This window comes from Aeromonas sanarellii (genome assembly GCF_000820085.1).
Lineage (GTDB): Bacteria > Pseudomonadota > Gammaproteobacteria > Enterobacterales > Aeromonadaceae > Aeromonas > Aeromonas sanarellii.
Genome location: NZ_CDBN01000015.1, coordinates 154,769 through 177,347, shown reverse-complemented (window position 1 = coordinate 177,347; position 22,579 = coordinate 154,769). Strand labels below are relative to the sequence as shown.

The 22,579-nt window shown below is 63.8% G+C and carries 16 protein-coding genes; 10 read left to right on the top strand and 6 right to left on the bottom strand.

The features are described 5' to 3' along the window. Position 1 precedes the first annotated feature (1 nt). From BN1132_RS03210 to BN1132_RS03200, 3 genes are all read right to left on the bottom strand, one after another. Positions 2-868, bottom strand: coding sequence for a tetratricopeptide repeat protein (locus BN1132_RS03210; protein ID WP_042074949.1), 867 nt, complete (start codon positions 866-868; stop codon positions 2-4). Between the two features lie 106 nt (positions 869-974). Beyond that, positions 975-1,310, bottom strand: coding sequence for a hypothetical protein (locus tag BN1132_RS03205; RefSeq protein WP_042074946.1), 336 nt, complete (start codon positions 1,308-1,310; stop codon positions 975-977). Positions 1,311-1,427: 117 nt separating this feature from the next. Next, positions 1,428-1,766: a DUF2956 domain-containing protein gene (locus BN1132_RS03200; RefSeq protein ID WP_042074944.1), complete on the bottom strand. Its 339-nt coding sequence runs from the start codon at positions 1,764-1,766 to the stop codon at positions 1,428-1,430. Between the two features lie 249 nt (positions 1,767-2,015). Here BN1132_RS03200 and ushA point away from each other — a divergent pair, with 249 nt between their 5' ends. Further along, complete coding sequence (ushA, locus tag BN1132_RS03195; RefSeq protein ID WP_042074941.1) at positions 2,016-3,746, top strand: bifunctional UDP-sugar hydrolase/5'-nucleotidase UshA; 1,731 nt, start codon at positions 2,016-2,018, stop codon at positions 3,744-3,746. Between the two features lie 347 nt (positions 3,747-4,093). Here ushA and BN1132_RS03190 read toward each other — a convergent pair whose 3' ends face one another. Continuing rightward, positions 4,094-4,948 (bottom strand): Tim44 domain-containing protein, encoded by an 855-nt coding sequence (locus tag BN1132_RS03190; RefSeq protein ID WP_042074938.1) that lies wholly within the window; start codon positions 4,946-4,948, stop codon positions 4,094-4,096. Positions 4,949-5,370: 422 nt separating this feature from the next. Here BN1132_RS03190 and dnaB point away from each other — a divergent pair, with 422 nt between their 5' ends. Beyond that, complete coding sequence (gene dnaB / locus BN1132_RS03185; protein WP_010673258.1) at positions 5,371-6,765, top strand: replicative DNA helicase; 1,395 nt, start codon at positions 5,371-5,373, stop codon at positions 6,763-6,765. A gap of 134 nt (positions 6,766-6,899) precedes the next feature. Beyond that, positions 6,900-7,973, top strand: coding sequence for an alanine racemase (gene alr, locus BN1132_RS03180; RefSeq protein WP_042074936.1), 1,074 nt, complete (start codon positions 6,900-6,902; stop codon positions 7,971-7,973). 153 nt (positions 7,974-8,126) lie between these two features. Here alr and putA read toward each other — a convergent pair whose 3' ends face one another. Next, positions 8,127-12,074 (bottom strand): trifunctional transcriptional regulator/proline dehydrogenase/L-glutamate gamma-semialdehyde dehydrogenase, encoded by a 3,948-nt coding sequence (putA, locus tag BN1132_RS03175; protein WP_042074933.1) that lies wholly within the window; start codon positions 12,072-12,074, stop codon positions 8,127-8,129. A gap of 408 nt (positions 12,075-12,482) precedes the next feature. On the opposite strand from putA, the gene BN1132_RS03170 reads away from it, so the two are divergent. Continuing rightward, a complete protein-coding gene (locus tag BN1132_RS03170; RefSeq protein WP_042074930.1) occupies positions 12,483-12,920 on the top strand; it encodes a VOC family protein in 438 nt (145 codons plus the stop codon). Positions 12,921-13,005: 85 nt separating this feature from the next. On the opposite strand, the gene fumC is transcribed toward BN1132_RS03170, so the two are convergent. Next, positions 13,006-14,397, bottom strand: coding sequence for a class II fumarate hydratase (gene fumC / locus BN1132_RS03165; protein ID WP_042074928.1), 1,392 nt, complete (start codon positions 14,395-14,397; stop codon positions 13,006-13,008). A 362-nt stretch (positions 14,398-14,759) separates the two neighbouring features. Between fumC and nosR the strand changes: the two genes are divergently transcribed. The 6 genes from nosR to BN1132_RS03135 all read left to right on the top strand — a co-directional run bounded on the left by nosR (position 14,760) and on the right by BN1132_RS03135 (position 22,545). Beyond that, positions 14,760-16,868, top strand: coding sequence for a transcriptional regulator NosR (gene nosR / locus BN1132_RS03160; protein WP_244462900.1), 2,109 nt, complete (start codon positions 14,760-14,762; stop codon positions 16,866-16,868). 65 nt (positions 16,869-16,933) lie between these two features. Further along, positions 16,934-18,841: a TAT-dependent nitrous-oxide reductase gene (nosZ, locus tag BN1132_RS03155; protein WP_042074926.1), complete on the top strand. Its 1,908-nt coding sequence runs from the start codon at positions 16,934-16,936 to the stop codon at positions 18,839-18,841. Positions 18,842-18,896: 55 nt separating this feature from the next. Continuing rightward, positions 18,897-20,231 (top strand): nitrous oxide reductase family maturation protein NosD, encoded by a 1,335-nt coding sequence (locus tag BN1132_RS03150; RefSeq protein WP_244462899.1) that lies wholly within the window; start codon positions 18,897-18,899, stop codon positions 20,229-20,231. Continuing rightward, positions 20,228-21,154, top strand: coding sequence for an ABC transporter ATP-binding protein (locus BN1132_RS03145; RefSeq protein WP_042074922.1), 927 nt, complete (start codon positions 20,228-20,230; stop codon positions 21,152-21,154). The genes BN1132_RS03150 and BN1132_RS03145 overlap by 4 nt, the downstream gene beginning before the upstream one ends. Then, on the top strand, positions 21,151-21,981 hold the full coding sequence (locus tag BN1132_RS03140; RefSeq protein ID WP_042074919.1) for an ABC transporter permease: 831 nt from the start codon (positions 21,151-21,153) through the stop codon (positions 21,979-21,981). Before BN1132_RS03145 ends, BN1132_RS03140 begins: the two co-directional genes overlap by 4 nt. A 24-nt stretch (positions 21,982-22,005) precedes the next feature. Beyond that, positions 22,006-22,545: a nitrous oxide reductase accessory protein NosL gene (locus tag BN1132_RS03135; protein WP_042074917.1), complete on the top strand. Its 540-nt coding sequence runs from the start codon at positions 22,006-22,008 to the stop codon at positions 22,543-22,545. Positions 22,546-22,579: the final 34 nt, after the last annotated feature.

Sequence of the window (22,579 nt, the reverse complement as noted above, 5' to 3'; positions counted from 1 at the left end):
GCTAGAGCTTGGCGAGGCGCTTGAGCCTGGCCAGCCGCTCTGCCTCGTTGGCGGTGAACCACTCATCCTGTGACAGCAGAAACCAGGCGCGGGCAAAGTATTCGGCCGCAGCCGTATCCTCCAGCACCAGGGCATTCTCCCCCAGCTCTTCAAACAGATAGCCGTCCTCGGGAGCTCCGGCGGCGGCCATGTCGGCCCGCAACTGAGCCAGTGCCGCCATGGCCTGCTCGTGCAACCCCTGGGCCCGGCTCAGGCGCGCCAGGCTCCAGCGGGCGATAAAGGCCTTGCCCTGATTGTTGTGCCCCTCGTGCCAGGCCAGGCACTTCTGCTGACAGGCGATGGCCTCGTCGAGGCGCCCCAGCTCGAACAGGGTCCAGCCCTGATTGTTGTAGAGGGTGGCGAGCCAGCCGCGCGCCTTTGTATCGGTACTGCGCTCGGCCAGCTCCATCGCCAGCTGGTGCCAGCGGCTCTGCTCCTCCAGCGGGGCGGCGATGGCGATCATGTGGGCGGCGTCGATGGCAAGATATAACTCCTTGTGCTTGAGTCCCTGCTGCCAGGCCTGTTCAAACAGGGCTCTGGCGCTGGCCTTGTCGCCGGCGGAGTTGAAGGTGCGACCGCGCTCCAGCAGGACGCGCAGGCGGGCCCTCGGGGTGGTCTCGGTGAGGCGGGGTTCTATCTCGTCGAGCAGTTGGTGCGCCTGTGCAAACTGGCGTTGCAGGGAGTGGGTGCGGGCTATCTGGGTGAGCAGTTCCAGTTCGCACTGCAGGCCGGCTGCGCGCGCCTCGGGCAGCAGGGCATGAAAACGCAGGGCGCTGGCGGCGGGATCCTGGTAATCCCACTGCGCCATGAAATCGGGCGGACTGTCCATCTGGCCTCCTTGCCGGTTATCCACTCACCAAGATGCCTGCCGACCATTGTTTGTACAAGGGGCGCCCGTCACAGAGCGCCCCTTGAGTCATGTCCATATGGCTGAGTCAGTAGACCATGGCCAGGCTCATCAGCATCAGGCCGAGGGCGGCGAAGGCCCCCTCCTTGATGGCCAGGCGCGGCACCAGCGCCTTGGGCAGGGCCGGGAACAGGCTGAGGGCGAAGCCCAGCCCCGGCATCAGCCAGTGGAAGGCCGGATTGCGCGAGGCGGGATCGGCCGCCCCGTTGATGATGATGAGCAGGATGAAGAGGGTGAACGCGGGCAGGATAAACCAGCGGGCGTGCCCGGCGGCGACCGCCCGCAGCGGGGAGATGCGATAGAGCACCAGGGTCACGAGGAAGAGGGCAAGGGGAGCCAGCAGGTAGAGCGGGGCCGGATTCATGATGAGGGGTCTCCAGACAAGGGGGGCAGAGTGTAAGCAGTCCGGGCGAGGGATGACCAGTTCCCCGCTCCCGGGCTGTGAGGCCGATCCCAGGGCAAAGGTTTGCCCAAGACGGGATCAGCGCAGCCAGAACCAGAGGCAGGCAAACGCCAGCCAGCTCAGTCCCAGCAAGACCCAGGGCAGCGGGTGCTGGCGGGGGATCTCGATCACCTCGACCTCGTTCTCCTCCTCCTGTACCTCTCGGGGGGCCTGCTTCGCCCTGGCTTGCAGCTTCTTCTGGCGGCTGGCCTCCCGGGCCTTGGCCTTCATCTGTTTCTTGTATTCGTCTATGCCCTTCTGGATCCCATGGGCGATCAGCTGGGTCTGCTCCTTGGTCTGCCCCGGCTTCTGGTTGGCGCGGGCGATCTTCATCGCCTCCTGCTGGGTCTCGGGGGAAATTTTGTCGTACTTGGCCATTCCAGGCACTCCTTGGCATTGATTGGCGGGCAGTATGCCATAACTGTTTCCGGCGGGCTGCCATGTCGCGGCGAAATGCGCGGCTGGCACAGCGGTGGCTGAGCCAAATAGGGGAAACAGGTTGCGCGAATGATCACATTTGGCGGAATTTGTGAGTCGCCGATGAAAAACCGTCACATGTTGTTTGTTATATTACCGCCCGACCCAAGAAGGGGTCATCCAATAACAAAATAACAAGGTGATATGGAAATGAATTATAAATTGGTCAAAGGAAGTATCGCACTGGCAGTACTCGCCGCCTTGAGCGGCTGTAATACCTCACAAAATGAAAGTGTCGCCCCCTGTACCGAAAATGTCTGCAAACTGACCGTCCTCCACACCAACGATACCCACGGCCGTTTCTGGCACAACGCCGATGGTGAATATGGCATGGCGGCGCAGAAGACCCTGGTCGAGCGCCTGCGCGCGGAGGCCAAGGCAGCGGGCAGCGAAGTGCTGGTGCTCTCCGGCGGTGACGTGAACACCGGGGTGCCCGAGTCCGACCTGCAAGACGCCGAGCCCGATTTCATCGGCATGAACAGCATTCGCTACGATGCCATGGCGGTGGGCAACCACGAGTTCGACAACCCCTTGAGCGTCCTCGAGAAACAGCGTGACTGGGCCCAGTTCCCCATGCTGTCCGCCAACATCTATGACAAGGCCAGCGGTCAGCGCTACTTCGATCCCTACAAGGTGTTCAAGCTGGACAACGGCCTCAAGGTGGCCGTGCTGGGCCTGACCACGGAAGACACCGCCCAGCTGGTGGATCCCAACAACGTCAAGACCCTGGAGTTCCGCGATCCGACCACGGAGGCGGGCAAGCTGGGCAAGGAGATCCGCGACCGCAAGGAGGCGAACCTGGTCTTCGCCATCACCCACATGGGCCACTATGCGGATGGCCAGCACGGCAGCAACGCGCCCGGGGATGTGGAGATGGCCCGCGCACTGCCGGCCGGCACCCTGGATGCCATCATCGGCGGCCACTCCCAGAACCCGGTCTGCATGGAGCCGGGCACGCCGGACCAGTATGCGGACTTCAAGCCGGGCGACGACTGTCAGCCGGATCAGCAGAACGGTACCTGGATCATGCAGGCCCACGAGTGGGGAAAATATGTGGGGCGTGCCCAGTTTGATTATCAGAATGGCAAGCTGACATTGACAGGCTACGAGCTTATTCCGGTCAATCTGGTGCAGCGCGATGGGAAAAACAACGCCATTAAAGATGATAACGGAAATGTTCAGTTCATTCAGGACGAAATAATCAAGGATCCCGAGCTGAACGCGACCTTGCAAGTATTCCAGGAAAAGGGAGAGGCCGAACTGGGCGTGAAAATTGCCTCCACGGATGATCTCCTGATGGGGGAACGCAAGACGGTCCGTTATATGCAAACCAATCTGGGACGCCTTATTACCACGGCCACGGCGCAAAAGCTGAGCGCTGATTTTGGCATTGTGAACTCGGGCGGGGTACGTGCCTCCATCCAGACCGGCGATATTGCCTATCGTGACGTGCTGACCGTCCACCCGTTTGGCAATACGGTCAATAAGGCCACCATGAAGGGCAGCGATCTCGTGGACTATCTCGGCAAGGTGGCCACCCTGACCGGCGGCGGCTATCCCCAGTTTGGCGGCATCAGCATGGAGGTCAACTGCAGCGCCCAGAGCGTCACCATCAGCACCATAGGCGGCAAGGCGTTCGATGCCAATGCCACTTACAGCTTCGCCATCCCGAGCTTCAGCGCCGCTGGCGGGGACAAGTATCCCGTCATCAACACCATCAATGCTGGTCTGGTCGATGCGGGGGTGCTGAAGGAGTACATGGAGTCCAAGCAGGTGATCCACGCTGCCGACTATCAACCGGCAGGGGAAGTGACCTTCATCAACAACAGTGTCAACCCGGCCAATACCAACAACTGTGGTCCGGATGTGACCGGCAATTGATGCCCGGTTGAGGTCAGGGACGATGGCGTGAACGCCGCTCAGGCGCTGTCTGATGCGATATGCGCCTGGGCGCGGTCACGGGAGAGGGAGGCGCACCGCCTCAGCTCCTGACCTGACTGGCAACCAATGGCAAGAGGGAGGCATGATGCCTCCCTCTTTTTTTGACCTTCGCAACCAGGATGCCGGGGTGGAGGCCTCCCAACTGAACTGTGGGTGTGCCATCAACATCGGCACGCTTCATCGCGCTGACTGGCGGTGCTCGTCGGTCTGGCACCAGGGCGATGGGCCGGACAGAATAAAAAGGCGACCCCAGGGTCGCCTTGTTGATGTCACCGGAGGGGCTGCTGTTACAGCTGCTCTATGCCGACGATGTGCCAGGGGGCATTGTCCTTGGCCAGGTTGCGCTCGAGGTGCCACACCTCCTTGATGTCCTCCTCGACCTGCTCCTGACGGTCCATGTAGCGGCCGCTGAAGCGCACGCTGACCTGGGCCCAGTCGCTGCCGTAGTCGGCGCGCACCAGCTGGGTGTCCACGTACATCACCTCGGTGTGCTGAGCGCCCACCAGTTCGGCACGCTCGGCCTTGAGGTGTTCGAACAGTTCCGGGCTCACGTACTCCCGTACCTTCTCCAGATCGTTCTTGTTCCAGGCTTCTTGCAGGGTGCGATAGTGATCGCGGGCGCCGGCCAGGAAGCCGTTCATGTCAAAGCCCGGGGGCAGGCGGAAGGGCACGTCGCTGTCGGCAAAGCCGGTGGCCTGCGGGGCGCCGTGGCTCTGCTCGAACTGCTGCGGCGCGGCGCTCTGGGGCGGCTGGTAGCCGGCGTAGGCCGTCTGTGGCTGGGCCGTCGCCGCCTTGTTCTTGCGCAGGGCGCGGAAAAGGAAGACGCCGCCCAGGGCCAGCAGGGCGATCAGCAGGAAGTCCATGCCCTGCATACCTTCAAAGGCACCGCTGCCCAGCAGGTAGGCGAACAGGCCGCCGGCCAGCAGACCGCCAAGCAGGCCGCCCATCATGCCGCCCTTCTTGGGTGCCTGGGCGCCCACGGTCGGGTTCTGGGTGTCCACCGGCTTGGCCGCAGGCTGGGCCGGGGCCGTCTTGTAGCTCTTGCCGAAGGATTTGCCGCCGCCAAACTTCTTGGCCTCGGCGATGGGGGCCCCGAGGCCGATGGCCAGGATCAGGGCAAACAGGGTCAGCATCTTTTTCATTTTTGACTCTTTCACTCTCATGTAGGTGGGGGCATGCTCTGCTTGTGCAAGCTCAGCGAGGCGCATGGCAGGCTGCCTGTCCCTTTTTGTGTTGCAGCTTGCGGTTATGATTAACATGGATGGCATGAATTATTCATGAACAGATTGACCCGTCCGCCATAGGAGGCGCCCATGAGAAACAGACGGCCGAGCCGCTCGGTGCGCAGGTTGCGCAACAAGCAAAGAGCCAAGGTGAAAGACCAGACCCTGGTCTGGCCCTTTCTCGTACTGTGAACTACAACAGGAGCCCGGGAGTCCGTGAATCCGATTGCACCTGCGTCCTGGCTTGTCACCGGATGAGGTGAATACGCGCATTAGCGCTCGCGATGGCGGGGTTTCTTTTGTAAAATTCCCGTCCCCTTCCCGCTGCGGTTTTTATGTGTATGGCAGAGCAAGTGACGGCGAAAAAAGACGCCAAGACACAACAGCTGAAAGTCCCCCCCCACTCCTTCGAGGCCGAACAGTCCGTACTGGGCGGCCTGATGCTGGACAACGAGGCCTGGGATAGGGTCGCCGAGCGGGTGATCGACAAGGATTTCTACAGCCGCCCGCACCGCCTCATCTTCCAGGCCATGACCCGCCTCTCCAACGCGGGCAACCCCATCGACCTCATCACCCTGCAGGAGGAGCTGGAGCGCTCCGAACAGCTGGAAGAGGCCGGTGGCTTCGCCTATCTGGTGGAGATCGCCAAGAACACCCCGAGTGCCGCCAACATCAGCGCCTACGCCGAAATCGTGCGCGAGCGTGCCGTGGTACGGGAGATGATCTCGGTCGCCAACGAGATAGTCGAAGCGGGCTATGAGCCCCAGGGACGCACCTCCAACGATCTGCTGGATCTCGCCGAGAGCAAGGTGTTCCAGATCGCCGAGCAGCGCACCAGCGCCAACGAGGGCCCCCAGCCCCTGAAGCTCATTCTGGAGCAGACCGTCGACAAGATTGAGGAGCTGTTCAAGACCCCTCACAACGGGGTGACCGGCGTCTCCTCGGGCTACAACGATCTCGACAAGATGACCGCCGGCCTGCAGCGCTCGGATCTCGTCATCGTCGCGGCTCGTCCCTCCATGGGCAAGACCACCTTTGCCATGAACCTGTGCGAGCACGCGGCCCTCACCGCCGACAAGCCGGTGCTTATCTTCTCCCTGGAGATGCCCTCCGAGCAGATCATCATGCGTATGCTCGCCTCGGTGGGGCGCATCGACCAGACCAAGGTGCGGACCGGTCAGCTCGACGACGAGGACTGGGCGCGGCTCTCCTCCACCATGGGGTTGCTGCTGGAGAAGGGCAAGATGTACATCGACGACTCCTCCGGCCTGACCCCGACCGAAGTGCGCTCGCGCGCCCGCCGGGTGGCGCGGGACAACGGCGGCATCAGCATGATCATGGTGGACTACCTGCAGCTGATGCGGGTGCCCAGCCTCTCCGACAACCGTACCCTGGAGATCGGTGAAATCTCCCGCTCCCTCAAGGCGCTGGCGAAAGAGCTGCAGTGCCCCGTGGTGGCGCTCTCCCAGCTCAACCGAAGCCTGGAGCAGCGGGCCGACAAGCGCCCGGTCAACTCAGATCTGCGGGAATCCGGCTCCATCGAGCAGGATGCGGACTTGATCATGTTCATCTACCGCGACGAGGTCTATCACGACGACAGCCCCGACAAGGGGATCGCCGAGATCATCATCGGCAAGCAGCGTAACGGCCCCATCGGTCGTGTGCGGCTCACCTTCCAGGGGCAGTTCTCGCGCTTTGACAACTACGCGGGTCCGGCGTTTGACGATGACTACTAAGCCGGGAGCCTGCTCCCGGCTTCCAGACACAGTTTTCCCGGTTCGACAATTCTGCCGGTCCGGCCTTAGACGATGAGATTTGAGGGCTGACACCCCCCGGTGCCTGAATATCATGCCCTCGTAAGGGAAAACAGATGAAAGCGGCTATCGCCCAGATCAATACAGCGGCCCTGCGCCACAACCTCGCCGTGGTGAAACGCCACGCTCCCCAATGCAAGATCATCGCCGTGGTCAAGGCCAACGCCTATGGCCATGGGCTGCTGCCGGTGGCCCGCACCCTGGTGGATGCGGACGCCTACGCGGTGGCCCGCATCGAGGAGGCGCTGATGCTGCGCTCCTGCGCCGTGGTCAAGCCCATAGTGCTGCTGGAGGGCTTCTTCAGCGCCGCCGATCTGCCGGTGCTGGCGGCCAACAACCTGCAGACCGCGGTACACACCTGGGAGCAGCTCGAGGCGCTGGAGCAGGCGGATCTGCCTGCCCCCGTGGTGGCCTGGCTCAAGCTCGACACCGGCATGCACCGTCTCGGGGTGCGGGCCGAAGAGATGCCCGCCTTTATCGAGCGGCTCGCCAGGTGCAAGAACGTGGTGCAGCCGTTCAACATCATGACCCACTTCAGCCGCTCCGATGAGCTGGAGCAACCTACCACCCGCGAGCAGATCGACTTGTTCTGCCAGCTGACCGCGCCGCTCGCGGGCGAGCGGGCCATGGCCAACTCGGCGGGCATCCTGGCCTGGCCGGACTCCCACTGCGACTGGATCCGCCCCGGCGTCATCCTCTACGGCGTCTCCCCCTTCCCCAATACGGTGGCGGCGGATTACGACCTCAAGCCGGTGATGACCCTCAAGACCCAGCTGATTGCCGTGCGGGATCACAAGGGGGGCGAACCGGTGGGCTATGGCGCCAACTGGGTGTCGGATCGCGATACCCGGCTCGGGGTGATCGCCATCGGCTACGGCGACGGCTATCCGCGCATGGCCCCCAACGGCACGCCGGTGCTGATCAACGGCCGCATCGTGCCGCTGGTGGGACGGGTCTCCATGGACATGACCACGGTGGATCTCGGTCCCGGCGCCACCGACAAGGCCGGCGACGAGGCGGTGCTCTGGGGTGAAGGGCTGCCGGTGGAGCAGGTGGCCGACCGGATCGGGACCATTCCCTATGAGCTCATCACCAAGCTCACCTCCCGGGTGTTTATGGAGTACGTGTAGACGAGTCGCTCCACATCCCCGACTTCTCTCCCTCAAGGGGAGAAGGGGAAACAAAGAGGCCGCCCCAACAGGGCGGCCTCTTTGTTTCTGCGCGCAAGGGACTGAAAAGAACAAGCCCCGCATGGACGGGGCTTGAGTCAGTGTCGTGGGCGCTTAGCCTATGGTCATCAGGCTGGCGTTGCCACCCGCGGCGGCGGTGTTGACCGAGAGGGCGTGCTCGATGAGCAGCCGCTCCAGCGGGATGTCGGTCTCGCCGCGATGCAGGCCGTGCACGCCTATGATGGCGCAGTTACGCGCCGTCTGGCGGGCGGCGGCGAGCTTGCTCACCTCGCTCAGCTGATCCGAATCGCCGTGGTGCAGCAGGGCATCGAAGTCCGCCTCGCCCGTGGCCCAGTCTGCCACCAGCGCGATGCGATCCCGTACCTCGGTCGGCAGGGAAGAGAGCAGGGTGCGGTTCTGGGCGTGGTCCTGCCACAGCACCCGGCTGCCCACCGCCAGACAGGCGGCCAGCTGGGCCAGCAGATCCCCTTTCTCTTCGGCGAGGCAGAGCACCGTCTCCCGGGGCAGCAGGCTGTAGCTGTTGCGCTCGCCGGTGGGGCCGGCCAGCAGCTGGGTACGGCCGCTCTGGGAGAGCGTGGCATAGCGATCACACAGGGCGGCGAGGGCCGGATCCTGCTTGCTCGCCCAGTTGCGCAGGGCCAGCAGGGGGGCCTTCGCCTCGGCCTGCAGGGCGCCGGACTCCTGGTTCAGCTGGTTGGCCACCGCCTCCTGGGGACGGGCGCCGAGCAGGCGGTACATGTAGAGCGGGCCGCCAGCCTTGGGGCCGGTGCCGGAGAGCCCTTCGCCGCCGAACGGCTGCACCCCGACCACGGCGCCCACGATGTTGCGGTTCACGTAGAGGTTGCCCACCTTGGCGGTGTTGACCACCTGGGCGATGGTCTCGTCGATCCGGGTATGGACCCCGAGCGTCAGGCCGTAGCCGCTGTCGTTGATCTGGGCGAGCAGCTCGCCGAGCCGGGCGCGGGGGTAGCGCACCAGGTGCAGCACGGGGCCGAACACCTCGCGGCCCAGTTCGTCCAGGCTGTCGAGCTCGATCAGGGTCGGCAGCACGAAGGTGCCACGGCTGCAGGCCTCCCCCTGGACGCGGGCGATCTGGTGCACCTTGCGCCCCTTGTCGCCCATGGCCTTGATGTGCCGCTCGATGTTGGCCTTGGCCTCGGCGTCGATGACCGGGCCGATATCGGTGGAGAGATGCTCGGGGCTGCCGACCCTGTACTCGGCCATGGCGCCCTTGAGCATGGTGGTGACCCGCTCCGCCACGTCGTCCTGCACGCACAGCACCCGCAGGGCGGAGCAGCGCTGACCGGCGCTGTCGAACGCTGAGGAGATAACGTCCATCACCACCTGTTCGGTCAGGGCGGAGGAGTCGACGATCATGGCGTTCTGACCGCCGGTCTCGGCGATGAGGGGTATGGTGCGACCCTGGGCATCGAGGCGACCGGCCAGGTTGCGGGAGATGATGCCCGCGACTTCGGTGGAGCCGGTGAACATGACCCCGCGGATACGTTCGTCCGCGATCAGCGCCGCGCCCACGGTTTCACCACGGCCCGGCAGCAGTTGCACCGCGCCGGCGGGCACGCCGGCTTCCAGCAGGATGCGCACCGCTTGCGCTGCGATGAGCGGGGTCTGCTCGGCGGGTTTCGCCAGCACCGTATTGCCGGCGGCCAGCGCCGCGCACACCTGACCGCTGAAGATGGCGAGCGGGAAGTTCCAGGGGCTGATGCAGACCACGGGGCCCAGCGGCCTGTGGCTGTCGTTGGCGAAGTGGTTGCGCGCCTGGGCGGCGTAATAGCGCAGGAAGTCAACCGCCTCGCGCACCTCGGCGATGGCGTTGCTGAAGGTCTTGCCGGACTCGCGCACCAGCAGGCCCATCAGGGGCTGCAGCTCGGACTCCATCAGATCGGCGGCGCGCTCCAGCACGGCGGCGCGCTCGGCGGGCGGGGTCGATTGCCAGATCTGGCCGCTGGCCAGGGCGCAGGCGAGGGCCTGATCGACCAGATCGGTGGTGGCTTCGCTCACCTGACCGACGATGTCGCGGTGATCCGCCGGGTTGACCACGGGCTGGAACTGGGTCGGCGCCTCGGTGTCGCAACCCAGCATGGGCACGGCCTGATAGGCGGTGTTGGTGCTGGCGAGCAGGGCGGCGGAGAGCGACCCCAGGCGATGTTCGTTCGCGAGATCCAGGCCGGCGGAGTTCGGGCGGGCTTCGCCGTAGAGATCCCGGGGCAGGGGGATGCGCGGGTGCGGCAGGCCCAGGGCCCCTTCACGGGCGGCCATCTGCTCAATCTGCTGCACCGGATCCTGCACCAGATCCGGGAGGGAGATGCTGTTGTCCGCGATGCGGTTGACGAAGGAGGTGTTGGCCCCGTTCTCCAGCAGGCGGCGCACCAGGTAGGCGAGCAGGGTCTCGTGGCTGCCGACCGGCGCATAGATGCGGCAGGGGCGGCCCAGCTTGCCGTCGGCCACCTTGCCGACCACCTGTTCGTAGAGCGGCTCACCCATGCCGTGCAGGCACTGGAACTCATACTGGCCGGGGTAGTAGTTCTGACCCGCCAGCTGGTAGATGGCCGACAGGGAGTGGGCGTTGTGGGTGGCGAACTGGGGATAGATGGACTCGGGCACCGCCAGCAGCTTGCGGGCGCAGGCGAGATAGGAGACATCCGTGTAGGGCTTGCGGGTGTAGACGGGGTAGCCTTCCAGGCCATCCTGCTGGGTGCGCTTGATCTCGCTGTCCCAGTAGGCCCCCTTCACCAGCCGGATCATCAGGCGGTGGCGGCTGCGCTTAGCGAGATCGATGACATAGTCGATCACATAGGGGCAGCGCTTCTGGTAGGCCTGGATGACGAAGCCGATGCCGTTCCAATCGGCGAGGCTGGGGTCGAAGCAGAGCTTCTCCAGCAGATCCAGCGAGATCTCCAGCCGATCGGCCTCCTCGGCGTCGATGTTGATGCCGATGTCGTACTGTTTGGCGAGCTGGGTCAGACCGAGCAGGGTGGGGTAGAGCTCCTCCATGACGCGGTCGTACTGGGCGCGGCTGTAGCGCGGGTGCAGGGCGGAGAGCTTGATGGAGATGCCCGGCCCCTCGTAGATGCCGCGGCCGTGGGAGGCCTTGCCGATGGCGTGGATGGCCTGCTCGTAGGAGGCCAGATAGCGCTTGGCATCCTCTTCGGTCAGGGCCGCTTCCCCCAGCATGTCGTAGGAGTAGCGGAAGCCCTTGGTCTCCATGGCGCCTGCATTGGCCAGCGCCTCGGCGATGGTCTCGCCGGTGACGAACTGCTCCCCCATCAGGCGCATCGCCATGTCGACGCCCTTGCGGATCAGCGGCTCACCACCCTTGCCGATCAGCCCCTTGAGGGAGCTGTTGAGCCCCGCCTCGTTGTGGGTGGCCACCAGCTTGCCGGTGATGAGCAGGCCCCAGGAGGCGGCGTTGACAAACAGTGAGGTGCTCTGGCCCAGGTGCTGGCTCCAGTTGCCGCCGCTAATCTTGTCGCGAATGAGGGCGTCGCGGGTCGCCTTGTCGGGAATGCGCAACAGCGCCTCCGCCAGGCACATCAGGGCCACCCCTTCCTGGGAGGAGAGGGAGAACTCCTGCAGCAGACCCTGCACCAGGCCCTGACGGCCGCTGGCACTCTTCTGGTTGCGCAGCTTCTCGGCGATGCTCATGGCGAGCTTCTGGGTGGCGTCGGCCTTCTCCTTGGGCAGGCGGGCCTGCTCCAGCAGCATGGGGACGGCCTCGGTCTCAGGGCGGCGATAGGCCCCCGTGATGGCGGCGCGCAGCACGGACTGGGGCAGAATGCTCTCGGCGAACTCGAGGAAGACCTGGATCCCATGCTCGGTCAGGGCCTCGACCGACTCATCCCCTGCGGCGGCGGCCAGCCCGGAGTGCTCGGGCGGGGTCAGGCCGCGATCCAGCTGCTCCAGGTAGGTGAAGATGGCCTGCTTGATCAGCCAGTGGGGGGTGCGATCCAGGGTCTGCGCCGCCTGCTTGAGGCGGTCGCGGGTCGCTTCATCGAGTTTGACGCCGAGGGTGGTAGTGGCCATGGGACTTCCTGTGTCTAGAAGGTAACAATATTACCGGACGGTTAAATTTTGCCGATGATGGTGCAACCAGGTGCAACCTTCAAGCTAGAAATTTTAATGTACTGGCTACATTGTTGAATTTATCCATCACATCCATCTCCGTAAGACACCCTTCAACATCGCTACTCTCCATTTTTTCACTGCATTATTAATGACTTGGAGATATATCTTTTGAACGGGGAGGGGGTGCAACCCACCTTGGGGTGGGTTGCTCTTTTTGCGGGTGAGACCGACTCTGTGCCGATGAGGGAGCCGACGCCCTCTGCCTCATATAGAGGGGGGCAAGCGGATCCGGGTCTGGCAATGAGCGGGCTCTTCTATGCTGATAGCTGGCCAAAGGGGCCAGCTATCGGTGACAAGGAGAAACCCATGGCGCGTGTCAGTACCTATCTCAATTTTGCCCGGGAGACGGAGGCGGCCTTCCTCTTCTATCGCGAGGTGTTCGGCGGCGACTTCGCCGGTCCCATCCACCGCTTCAAGGATTCCCCCGGCTGCCCGGACCAGCCCCCCCTGTCCCAGGAGGACGGGGAGCTGGTGATGCACGTGGCGCTGCCCATCCTCGGCGGTCATGTGCTGATGGGCACCGATGCCCCGGCCAGCATGGGCTTCACCCTGGTGCAGGGCAACAACAGCTACCTCAACCTGGAGCCGGACAGCCGGGCCGAGACCGATCGCCTGTTCGCGGTTCTGGCCGAAGGGGGCAAGGTGGAGATGCCGCTGGCGGAGATGTTCTGGGGGGCCTATTTCGGATCCTTGGTGGACAAGTTCGGCACCCACTGGATGTTCAACTGCGAGAGCAAGAGCTGAGTCCCTGCCGGTGAATGGAAAGGGGCGCCGCGGCGCCCCTTCTGTTTATTTGTGATCCCGCTATCCGTGCTCCCGAAATCGCGCCTTATTTGCCCCTCCCCACCATGTCGGCAGGCACCACCCAGGCATCGAACTGCTGCGCCGTGAGGTGGCCCGAGGCGATGGCCGCCTCCCGCAGGCTCAGCCCCTCGTGGTGCGCGCGCTTGGCGATCTCGGCCGCCTTGTCGTAGCCGATGTGGGGGTTGAGGGCCGTCACCAGCATCAGGGATCGGGCCAGCAGCTCGTCGATGCGAGCCCGGTTCGGGCTGATGCCGAGGGCGCAGTGCTCGTTGAAGCTCTTCATGCCGTCCGCCAGCAGCCGCACGCTCTGCAGGACGTTGTAAGCGATCATCGGCCTGAACACATTGAGCTCGAAGTTGCCGCTGGCGCCGCCGATGTTGATGGCCACGTCGTTGCCCATCACCTGGGCGCACAGCATGGTGAGCGCCTCGCTCTGGGTCGGGTTGACCTTGCCCGGCATGATGGAGGAGCCGGGCTCGTTTTCCGGGATGATGAGTTCCCCCAGCCCGCTGCGGGGGCCGCTCGCGAGCCAGCGCACGTCGTTGGCGATCTTCATGAGGGAGGCCGCCAGCGTCTTGAGGGCGCCGTGGGCATGGACCTGGGCATCGCTCGCCGCCAGGGCTTCGAACTTGTTGGGGGCGCTCACCAGCGGCAGACCGGTCTGCTCGGCCAGGGTCCTGGCCACCGCCTCGGCGAAACCTGGGGGGCAGTTGAGGCCGGTGCCCACCGCCGTGCCGCCGAGCGCCAGCTCGTACAGATGGGGCAGGGCGGCCCGGATGTGGCGTTCCCCCTGACCGAGCTGGGCGACCCAGCCGGAGATCTCCTGCCCCAGGGTGAGGGGCGTCGCATCCTGCAGATGGGTGCGGCCAATCTTGACGATGTCGTCGAAGGCGGCGGCCTTGCTGGCCAGCGTCTCCTTGAGCGCGATGAGCGCCGGCAGCAGCCGGCCCGTGATGGCGGAGACGGCGGCCAGGTTCATGGCGCTCGGGAAGACGTCGTTGCTGGACTGGCTCTTGTTCACCTCGTCGTTGGGGTGCACCAGCCGCCCCTCGCCACGGGGGCCGCCGAGCAGCTCGCTGGCCCGGTTCGCCAGCACCTCGTTGAGGTTCATGTTGGTCTGGGTGCCGGAGCCGGTCTGCCACACCATCAGGGGAAACTCGGCGTCGTGCTGGCCGCACAGGACCTCGTCGGCGGCCGCCATGATGGCCTGGGCCTTGCGCGCGGGCAGCAGTCCCAGGGCGTGGTTGACCCGGGCGCAGGCGGACTTGATGCGGGCCAGGGCATGGATGATCTCCCTGGGCTGGCGCTCCCCCGAGATGTTGAAGTGGTGCAGGGAGCGCTGGGTCTGGGCGCCCCAGAGTCTGTCCGCCGGGACGGCTATCTCCCCCAGGCTGTCTCTTTCCATCCTGATGTTCATCTGCGCTCTCCTGCCGATTGGGTGTTCCCTAGCATGACCATAAAGCGAGGCCGAGGCCAGTATCCGTCCGACAAAGGGCATCAACCCGATCAATGACCAAAGGTTGCGCTCCGACATGAGATTCGCGGGCATAAGTGTGATGGTGCTTTCAATTATGCAACTCAGTTGTCTATTTAGGTTGATCTCCATTAACCATGGGTTTTAAATGGTTACCATTGAGCGTTGTGAGCAGGGCACGGATTTTGGCAGCAACGCAGGTTGGCATCTCACGGGACTCTGGCGGAAAGGGGCATATGAATATGATGATGCGATCAGGACCTTACCCATTGCTCTCGTTATCCCACCTCTGGGCATTGCTGTTGATGACCTTGCTGCTCCTCCCCAGCCTGAGTCTCACCGCCAAAACGTACCCAGTCGAGCAGACCCGCATCGAGCAGTTCTTTCCGGGCGCCGTCCTTTCCAGGGCCAGCGGTCCCTATCAGGTGCGCACCCTGACCAAAGGGGGCAAACCGACGGGCTATGCCTTCCAGACCATCGATGTCGTCAACATCCCCGCCTATTCGGGCAAGCCGATCAACATGCAGATACTGCTCGACCCCAAGGGCGTGATCGTCGATGCCTATGTGCTCGAGCACCATGAGCCGATCCTGCTGGTGGGGATCCCGGAAGCGAAGCTGCATGACTTCAGCGCCGGATACAAAGGTGTCGGCGTCGGGCAACGGGTGGTGGTCGGCCACTCCAGCGACCCGGATGCGGTCACCATCGATGCCATCACCGGTGCGACCGTCACCGCCATGGTGGTCAACGAGATCGTCATGCACGGGGCGCACAAGGTCGCGCTGTCCCTGGGGCTGGTCAAGGAGCAGGGGGGGGCGAGACCCAAACCCGCTCTGGTGCGTAGCGACCTCTATGAGCCCCTCGATTGGACCGGTCTCACCGGCAATGGCGCCATCCGTCGGCTGCACCTGACCCGTGGTCAGGTCGACGAGGCGTTCAAGGGCACGGAGGCAGAAGGTGTCGGCACCGCCCCGGCCGAGCGGGCCAGCGATCCCTTCATCGATCTCTACGTCACTCATCTGAACCCACCGACCATAGGCCGCAACCTGCTGGGTGAAAAACAGTATCAGGCACTGATGGAGGGGCTCAAACCCGGCGAGCAGGCCATCGCCGTGCTGGGCAGCGGGGAGTACTCCTTCAAGGGATCGGGCTATGTGCGTGGCGGCATCTTCGATCGGGTGCAACTGCGCCAGTTCGGCGACACCATCAGCTTCCGCGATCTGGACTTCCAGCGCCTCGATGATGTCTACGCCGGGGGGATGCCGACGTTTGGCGAGATGGCCATCTTCACCATCCGCGCCCATACCGCCTTCGATCCTGGTTCACCCTGGAGTCTGGAGCTGCTGGTGCGTCGTCAGACCGGTCCCATCAAGAGTGTCTTCAGCAGTTTCGAGCTCCCCTACCAGTTGCCCGAGTCCTATCTGACAAGACCCCTGCCGAGTGCCGAGGAGCTGGCCGCCGCCGAAGAGGCCGCGCGACCGATGTGGGCGAAGATCTGGTACCAGAAGAGCGTGCAGATCGGCATCATCGGGCTCGCGCTATTGCTGCTCACCGCCATCCTGTTCTTCCAGGATCGCTTCACCCGGCGACCCCATTTCCTGCACTGGCTGCGCCGTGGCTACCTGCTGTTCACCCTGACCTACATCGGCTGGTATGCGCTGGGACAGCTCTCGGTGGTCAATGTGCTGACCTTCGTCCATGCGCTGTTCCAGGATTTTCGCTGGGAGCTGTTCCTCACCGATCCCGTCATCTTCATCCTCTGGACCTTCGCCGCCGCCACTATCCTGCTCTGGGGCCGCGGCGTCTTCTGTGGCTGGCTCTGCCCGTTTGGCGCCCTGCAGGAGCTGATCAACGAAGGGGCCCGCAAGCTGAAGGTCCGCCAGTTCGAGCTGCCCTTCGCCGTGCATGAACGGCTCTGGGCCATCAAATACATCATCCTGCTGGTGCTGTTCGGCATCTCGCTGGAGTCGATGCAGATGGCCGAGCAGGCCGCCGAAGTGGAGCCCTTCAAGACGGCCATCATCCTCGGCTTCGATCGGCAGTGGTGGTTCGTGCTGTACGCCGTGCTGCTGCTGGTGATCAACCTCTTCACCCGCAAGCTCTACTGCCGTTACATCTGCCCGCTGGGGGCCGCGCTGGCGATCCCCACCAAGCTGCGCCAGTTCGACTGGCTCAAGCGTCGCAAGGAGTGTGGCAGCCCCTGCCAGCTCTGCGCCAAGGAGTGCGAGATCCAGGCCATCCACCCGGATGGACGGATCAATGCCAACGAATGCCACTATTGCCTCGATTGCCAGATGACCTATCACAACGAGCGCAAGTGCCTGCCACTGGTGATGAAAAACAAGCAGGCCAAGCGTGGCGCCCAAGGACAGGTGGGCACTGAACGGATACCTGTCACCTCAATTGAAACCTGAATAACCAATAACCATCGCGAGGCGAGTCCGTTCGCCCCGTCTGAAAATGATAAAGGAGTCGGTTTATGAGTGATAAGTATCCTGACAACACCGAGCAGGAGCTGAGTCAAGGCGGCCTCAGCCGTCGTAGCTTCTTCAAGGGGGCGGGTGCGCTGACGGGGGCCGCCTTGGCGACCACGGCCTTCGGTGGCGCTGTGATGAGCCGGGAGAGCTGGGCGGCGGCCGTCTCCGAGGCCAAGCAAAACATTCATGTCGCGCCGGGCGATCTGGATGACTACTACGGCTTCTGGAGTGGCGGCCATCAGGGCGAAGTACGGGTCATGGGCATCCCCTCCATGCGCGAGCTGATGCGGATCCCGGTGTTCAACATCGATTCCGCCACCGGCTGGGGCCTGACCAACGAGAGCCGCCACATCATGGGGGAGAGCGCCAGGTTCCTGAATGGCGATTGCCATCACCCCCACATCTCCATGACCGACGGCAAGTACGACGGCAAGTACCTCTTCATCAACGACAAGGCCAATAGCCGGGTCGCCCGCATCCGGCTGGATATCATGAAGTGCGACAAGATGCTGACGGTGCCCAATGTCCAGGCCATTCACGGCTTGCGCCTGCAGAAGGTGCCTCACACCAAGTACGTGTTTGCCAACGCCGAATTCGTGATTCCCCATCCCAATGATGGCACCACCTTCGATCTGCAGAGCAAGAACAGCTACACCCTGTTCAACGTCATCGATGCCGAGAAGATGGAGATGGCCTTCCAGGTGATTGTCGATGGCAACCTGGATAACACCGATGCCGACTACACCGGCACCTATGCGGCGTCTACCTGCTACAACTCGGAGAAGGCCTACGATCTGGGCGGCATGATGCGCAACGAGCGCGACTGGGTGGTGGTCTTCAACATCCCGCGCATCGAGGCGGCCGTCAAGGCGGGCAAGTTCGTGACGCTGGGTGACAGCAAGGTGCCGGTGGTGGATGGTCGGGAAGGTTCCGAGCTGACCCGCTACATCCCGGTGCCGAAAAACCCGCACGGCTGCAACACCTCGTCCGATGGCAAGTACTTCATCGCCAACGGCAAGCTGTCACCGACCGTGAGCATGATCGAGATCGCCAAGCTCGACGATCTGTTCGCCGGCAAGTTCAAGGATCCGCGCGAGGTGATCGCGGCCGAGCCGGAGCTGGGCCTGGGCCCGCTACACACCACCTTCGACGGTCGCGGCAACGCCTATACCACCCTGTTCATCGACAGTCAGGTCGTGAAGTGGAACATGGCCGACGCCGTGCGCGCCTACAACGGCGAGAAGGTGGACTACATCAGACAGAAGCTCGACGTGCAGTACCAGCCCGGCCACATCCATGCGTCCCTGACCGAGACCAGCGAAGCCGATGGCAAGTGGCTGGTGGCGCTGTGCAAGTTCTCGAAGGATCGCTTCCTGCCCACCGGGCCGCTCCACCCGGAAAACGATCAGCTGATCGACATCTCCGGCGAGGAAATGAAGCTGGTGCATGACGGCCCCACCTTCGCCGAGCCCCACGACTGCATCCTGGCCCGCCGGGATCAGATCAAGACCCGCAAGCTGTGGGATCGCAAGGATCCCTTCTTCGCCCCGACCGTCGAGATGGCGACGAAGGACGGCATCAAGCTGGAGACCGACAACAAGGTGATCCGCGATGGCAACAAGGTGCGGGTCTATATGACCTCGTCGGCCCCGGCCTACGGCATCACCGAGTTCAAGGTCAAGCAGGGGGATGAGGTCACGGTGGTGATCACCAACATCGATCAGATCGAGGATGTCAGCCACGGCTTCGTCATGGTCAACCACGGTGTCAGCATGGAGATCAGCCCGCAGCAGACCTCCTCCATCACCTTCACCGCCGATAAGCCAGGCCTGCATTGGTACTATTGCAGCTGGTTCTGCCATGCGCTCCACATGGAAATGGTTGGTCGCATGCTGGTCGAACCGGCCTGACCATGGGCCAGGGTGGTGCCGGGCAGGCGCCACCCGCATTTTCAGGATGTTGGACATGAACCCTCTCTCGGTCTTACCGGCTTTGCCAAGGCGGCTTTGGCGCACCGTTGCGCTGTGGGTGCTGGGCTGTTCCTGCATCGGGGCCGCCTGTGCGGCACCTCAATCCATTCGCTCCCTGCCCCTGCAACCCGATGGCGAGGCGCGCTGGCGTCTGCCTGCCGGTGAGTACCGGGGGCAGTTTCGTATCGAAGCATCCCTGACGCTCAGTTGCGAGGCGGGGGCGGTGCTCGATGCCGAGGGGGAGGGCAATGCCCTCACCATCGCCGCGCCGGACGTGACGGTGCAGGGTTGCACCCTGACCAACTGGGGTAACAACCTCACCCAGCTCAATGCCGCCGTCTTCATCCAGCGGGAAGCCACCCGCGCCAGGGTGCAGGCGAACCGGATGCAAGGACCGGCCAGCGGGATCTGGGTGGATGGCACGAGCAACGTCAGCCTGCTGGAGAATGTCATCGAGGGAGATCCGCGGATCCGCTCCCAGGATCGCGGCAATGGCATCCATCTCTATGCGGTGCACGGGGCGCGGGTCATCGGCAATCGGGTACGCCACGCTCGCGATGGCATCTATATCGACACCTCCAACGGCAACAGCCTCGAAGGCAATCGGCTGGAGGATCTGCGCTACGGCATTCATTACATGTTTTCCAACGACAACAGGGTGGTGGGCAACCTGACCCGCCGTACCCGCACCGGTTACGCGCTCATGCAGAGTCGCAAGCTGACCGTGATCGGCAACCGCTCCGAGCAGGATCAAAACTACGGGATCCTGATGAACTACATCACCTATTCCATCCTCACGGACAACCTGGTCACGGGCGTGCGTGACGGCGGCTCGGGTGAGGACATGGCGATGACAGCAAGCTCCGGCTCCGAGGGCAAGGCACTGTTTATCTACAACTCGTTGTTCAACCGCATCGAGCGCAACCGATTTGAGCGCAGCACGCTCGGCATCCATCTCACGGCCGGTTCGGAGGATAACCGCATCAGCGACAACGCCTTCATCGACAACCGGCAGCAGGTGAAATATGTCGCCTCCCGGCGGCAGGAGTGGTCGGTGGAGGGGCGCGGCAACTACTGGAGCGATTATCTGGGCTGGGATCGCAACGACGACGGCCTGGGCGAGGTGGCCTACGAACCGAACGACAACGTGGACAGGCTGCTCTGGCTCTACCCGCAGGTCCGGCTGCTGATGAACAGCCCCGGTATCGAGGTGCTGCGCTGGGCCCAGCGCGCCTTCCCCATCATCAAGTCGCCCGGCGTGCAGGATAGCCACCCGCTGATGCGGCCTCCCGCCATTCAGGTGCATCAGAAACAGGAGGATCCCTCATGAAGGCGGTCGACATTCAGGGCGTGCACCAGCGCATCGCGGGCATGACCATATTGCAGGACTTGAACCTGAGCCTGCACGAGGGGGAGGTACTGGGGCTGTTTGGCCATAACGGCGCGGGCAAGACCACCAGCATGAAGCTGATCCTCGGCCTGCTGACGCCCAGCGAGGGCAGGGTCGAGGTGCTCGGTGGCCAGCCGCAGGATCTCGAGGTGCGGCGTCAGCTTGGTTATTTGCCGGAGAACGTGACCTTCTATCCGCAGCTCACGGGGCGGGAGACCCTCGCCCATTTCGCCCGTCTGCGGGGGGCGGCCCCCACACAGGTGGCGGGGTTGCTGGATCAGGTCGGGCTCGGCCACGCGGCGGATCGCCGGGTGAAGACCTACTCCAAGGGGATGCGCCAGCGGCTCGGCCTGGCCCAGGCACTGCTCGGCGAGCCTCGCCTGCTGCTACTCGATGAACCCACGGTGGGGCTGGATCCCATCGCCACCCAGGAGCTCTATCAGCTGATCGATCGCCTGCGCCAGGGGGGCACCAGCATCATCCTCTGCTCCCATGCGCTCGCCGGGGTGGAGGCTCACCTCAATCGCGTCGCCATTCTGGCCGCTGGCCGCTTGCAAGCCGTGGGCGACCTCGCCCAGTTGCGCGCCGACACCGGCTTGCCGGTACGGATGCGCGTTCACGGGCTGGCGGACGGCAACCATTGGCGTGACCGCTGGCAGGGGGCGGGCCACCAGACGCGCCTGCTCGATGCACAGAGCCTGGAAGTGGTGGTGCACAACGGCCACAAGCTGGCGCTGCTGCGCGAGTTATTGCGTGAATGCGAGCCGGGCGACATCGAGGTGCATCAACCCTCGCTGGAGGATCTCTATTGCCACTACATGGCGCGCGCCGATCAGGCGAACCGCAAGGAGGTACTGCCATGAATCAGGTCTGGAACATTGCCCGCAAGGAGTTCAGCGATGGCCTGCGCAACCGCTGGCTGCTGGCCATCAGCCTGCTGTTTGCGGTGCTGGCGGTCGGTATCGCCTGGCTCGGCGCCGCCGCCTCCGGCCAGTTGGGGTTTACCTCCATCCCCGCCACCATCGCGAGTCTGGCGAGCCTCGCCACCTTCCTGATGCCCCTCATCGCCTTGCTGCTGGCCTATGACGCCATCGTCGGTGAGGAGGAGAGCGGCACTCTGATGCTGCTGCTGACCTACCCCCTCGGTCACGGCCAGATCCTGATGGGCAAATTTGTCGGCCATGGCCTGATCCTGGCGCTGGCGACGCTGCTCGGCTTTGGCTGCGCCGCCCTGGCCATCGCCGTGCTGGTGGAGGATATCTCCCTCTCCACCCTGGTCTGGGCGTTCGGCCGTTTCATGGTGTCGTCGACCCTGCTGGGCTGGGTCTTCCTCGCCATGGCCTATGTACTGAGCAGCAAGGTCAGCGAGAAGTCCCGGGCCGCCGGGCTGGCGCTGGGCGTCTGGTTCCTGTTCGTGCTGGTGTTCGATCTGCTGCTGCTGGCCCTGCTGGTGCTGAGCGAGGGGCACTTCAGCGCCACCCTCCTGCCCTGGCTGCTGTTGCTCAATCCGGCGGACATCTACCGGCTGATCAACCTCTCCGGCTTCGAGGGGGAGAGTGGCGGGCTGGGGGTTCTTTCTCTGGGCAGCGAATTGCCCTTTCCCACCGAGCTGCTCGGGCTCTGCCTGTTGTTGTGGGTAGGCGTATCGCTGTGGCTGGCTTATGCCGTGTTTCGTCGTCGCTCGGTCTGAATCGGGTATAACAAGGATAGCAATATGCTGAATTCAAATGGTTTTTATCTCAAAGGCGGCCTGATGGCCCTGCTGCTTGCGCTGGCCGGTTGCAACGATGCCGGCTCGGATCGACAGGTTTATGAGCCGGTCGCCTTTCACTCCGGCGACGAGTGTCACGTCTGCGGCATGGCGATCGGTGACTTTCCCGGCCCCAAGGGCGAGGCGGTGGGCAAACAGGGGGCGATGAAGTTCTGCTCCACGGCCGAGCTGTTCGGTTGGTGGTTGCAACCGGAAAACCGGGGACAAGATATCACCCTCTATGTGCATGACATGGCGCGCTCGACCTGGGAGAAGCCGAATGATGACGCCCTGATCGACGCTCGTCAGGCCTTTTATGTCGTCGGCGCGAACCTGAAGGGGGCCATGGGGGCCGCACTGGCCTCGTTCGCCCGCGAAGAGGATGCCAAGGCGTTCGCCGTCAAACAGGGCGGCAGGCTGGTGCGATTCGGGCAGATAGATCTCGCCTTGCTGCAACCCGACTCCCATCAGGCCGAGCCGCACGGCGGTACGGCGGCCCATTGATCGGCTGGCATCGACCACATTTTTCACCCCTTCT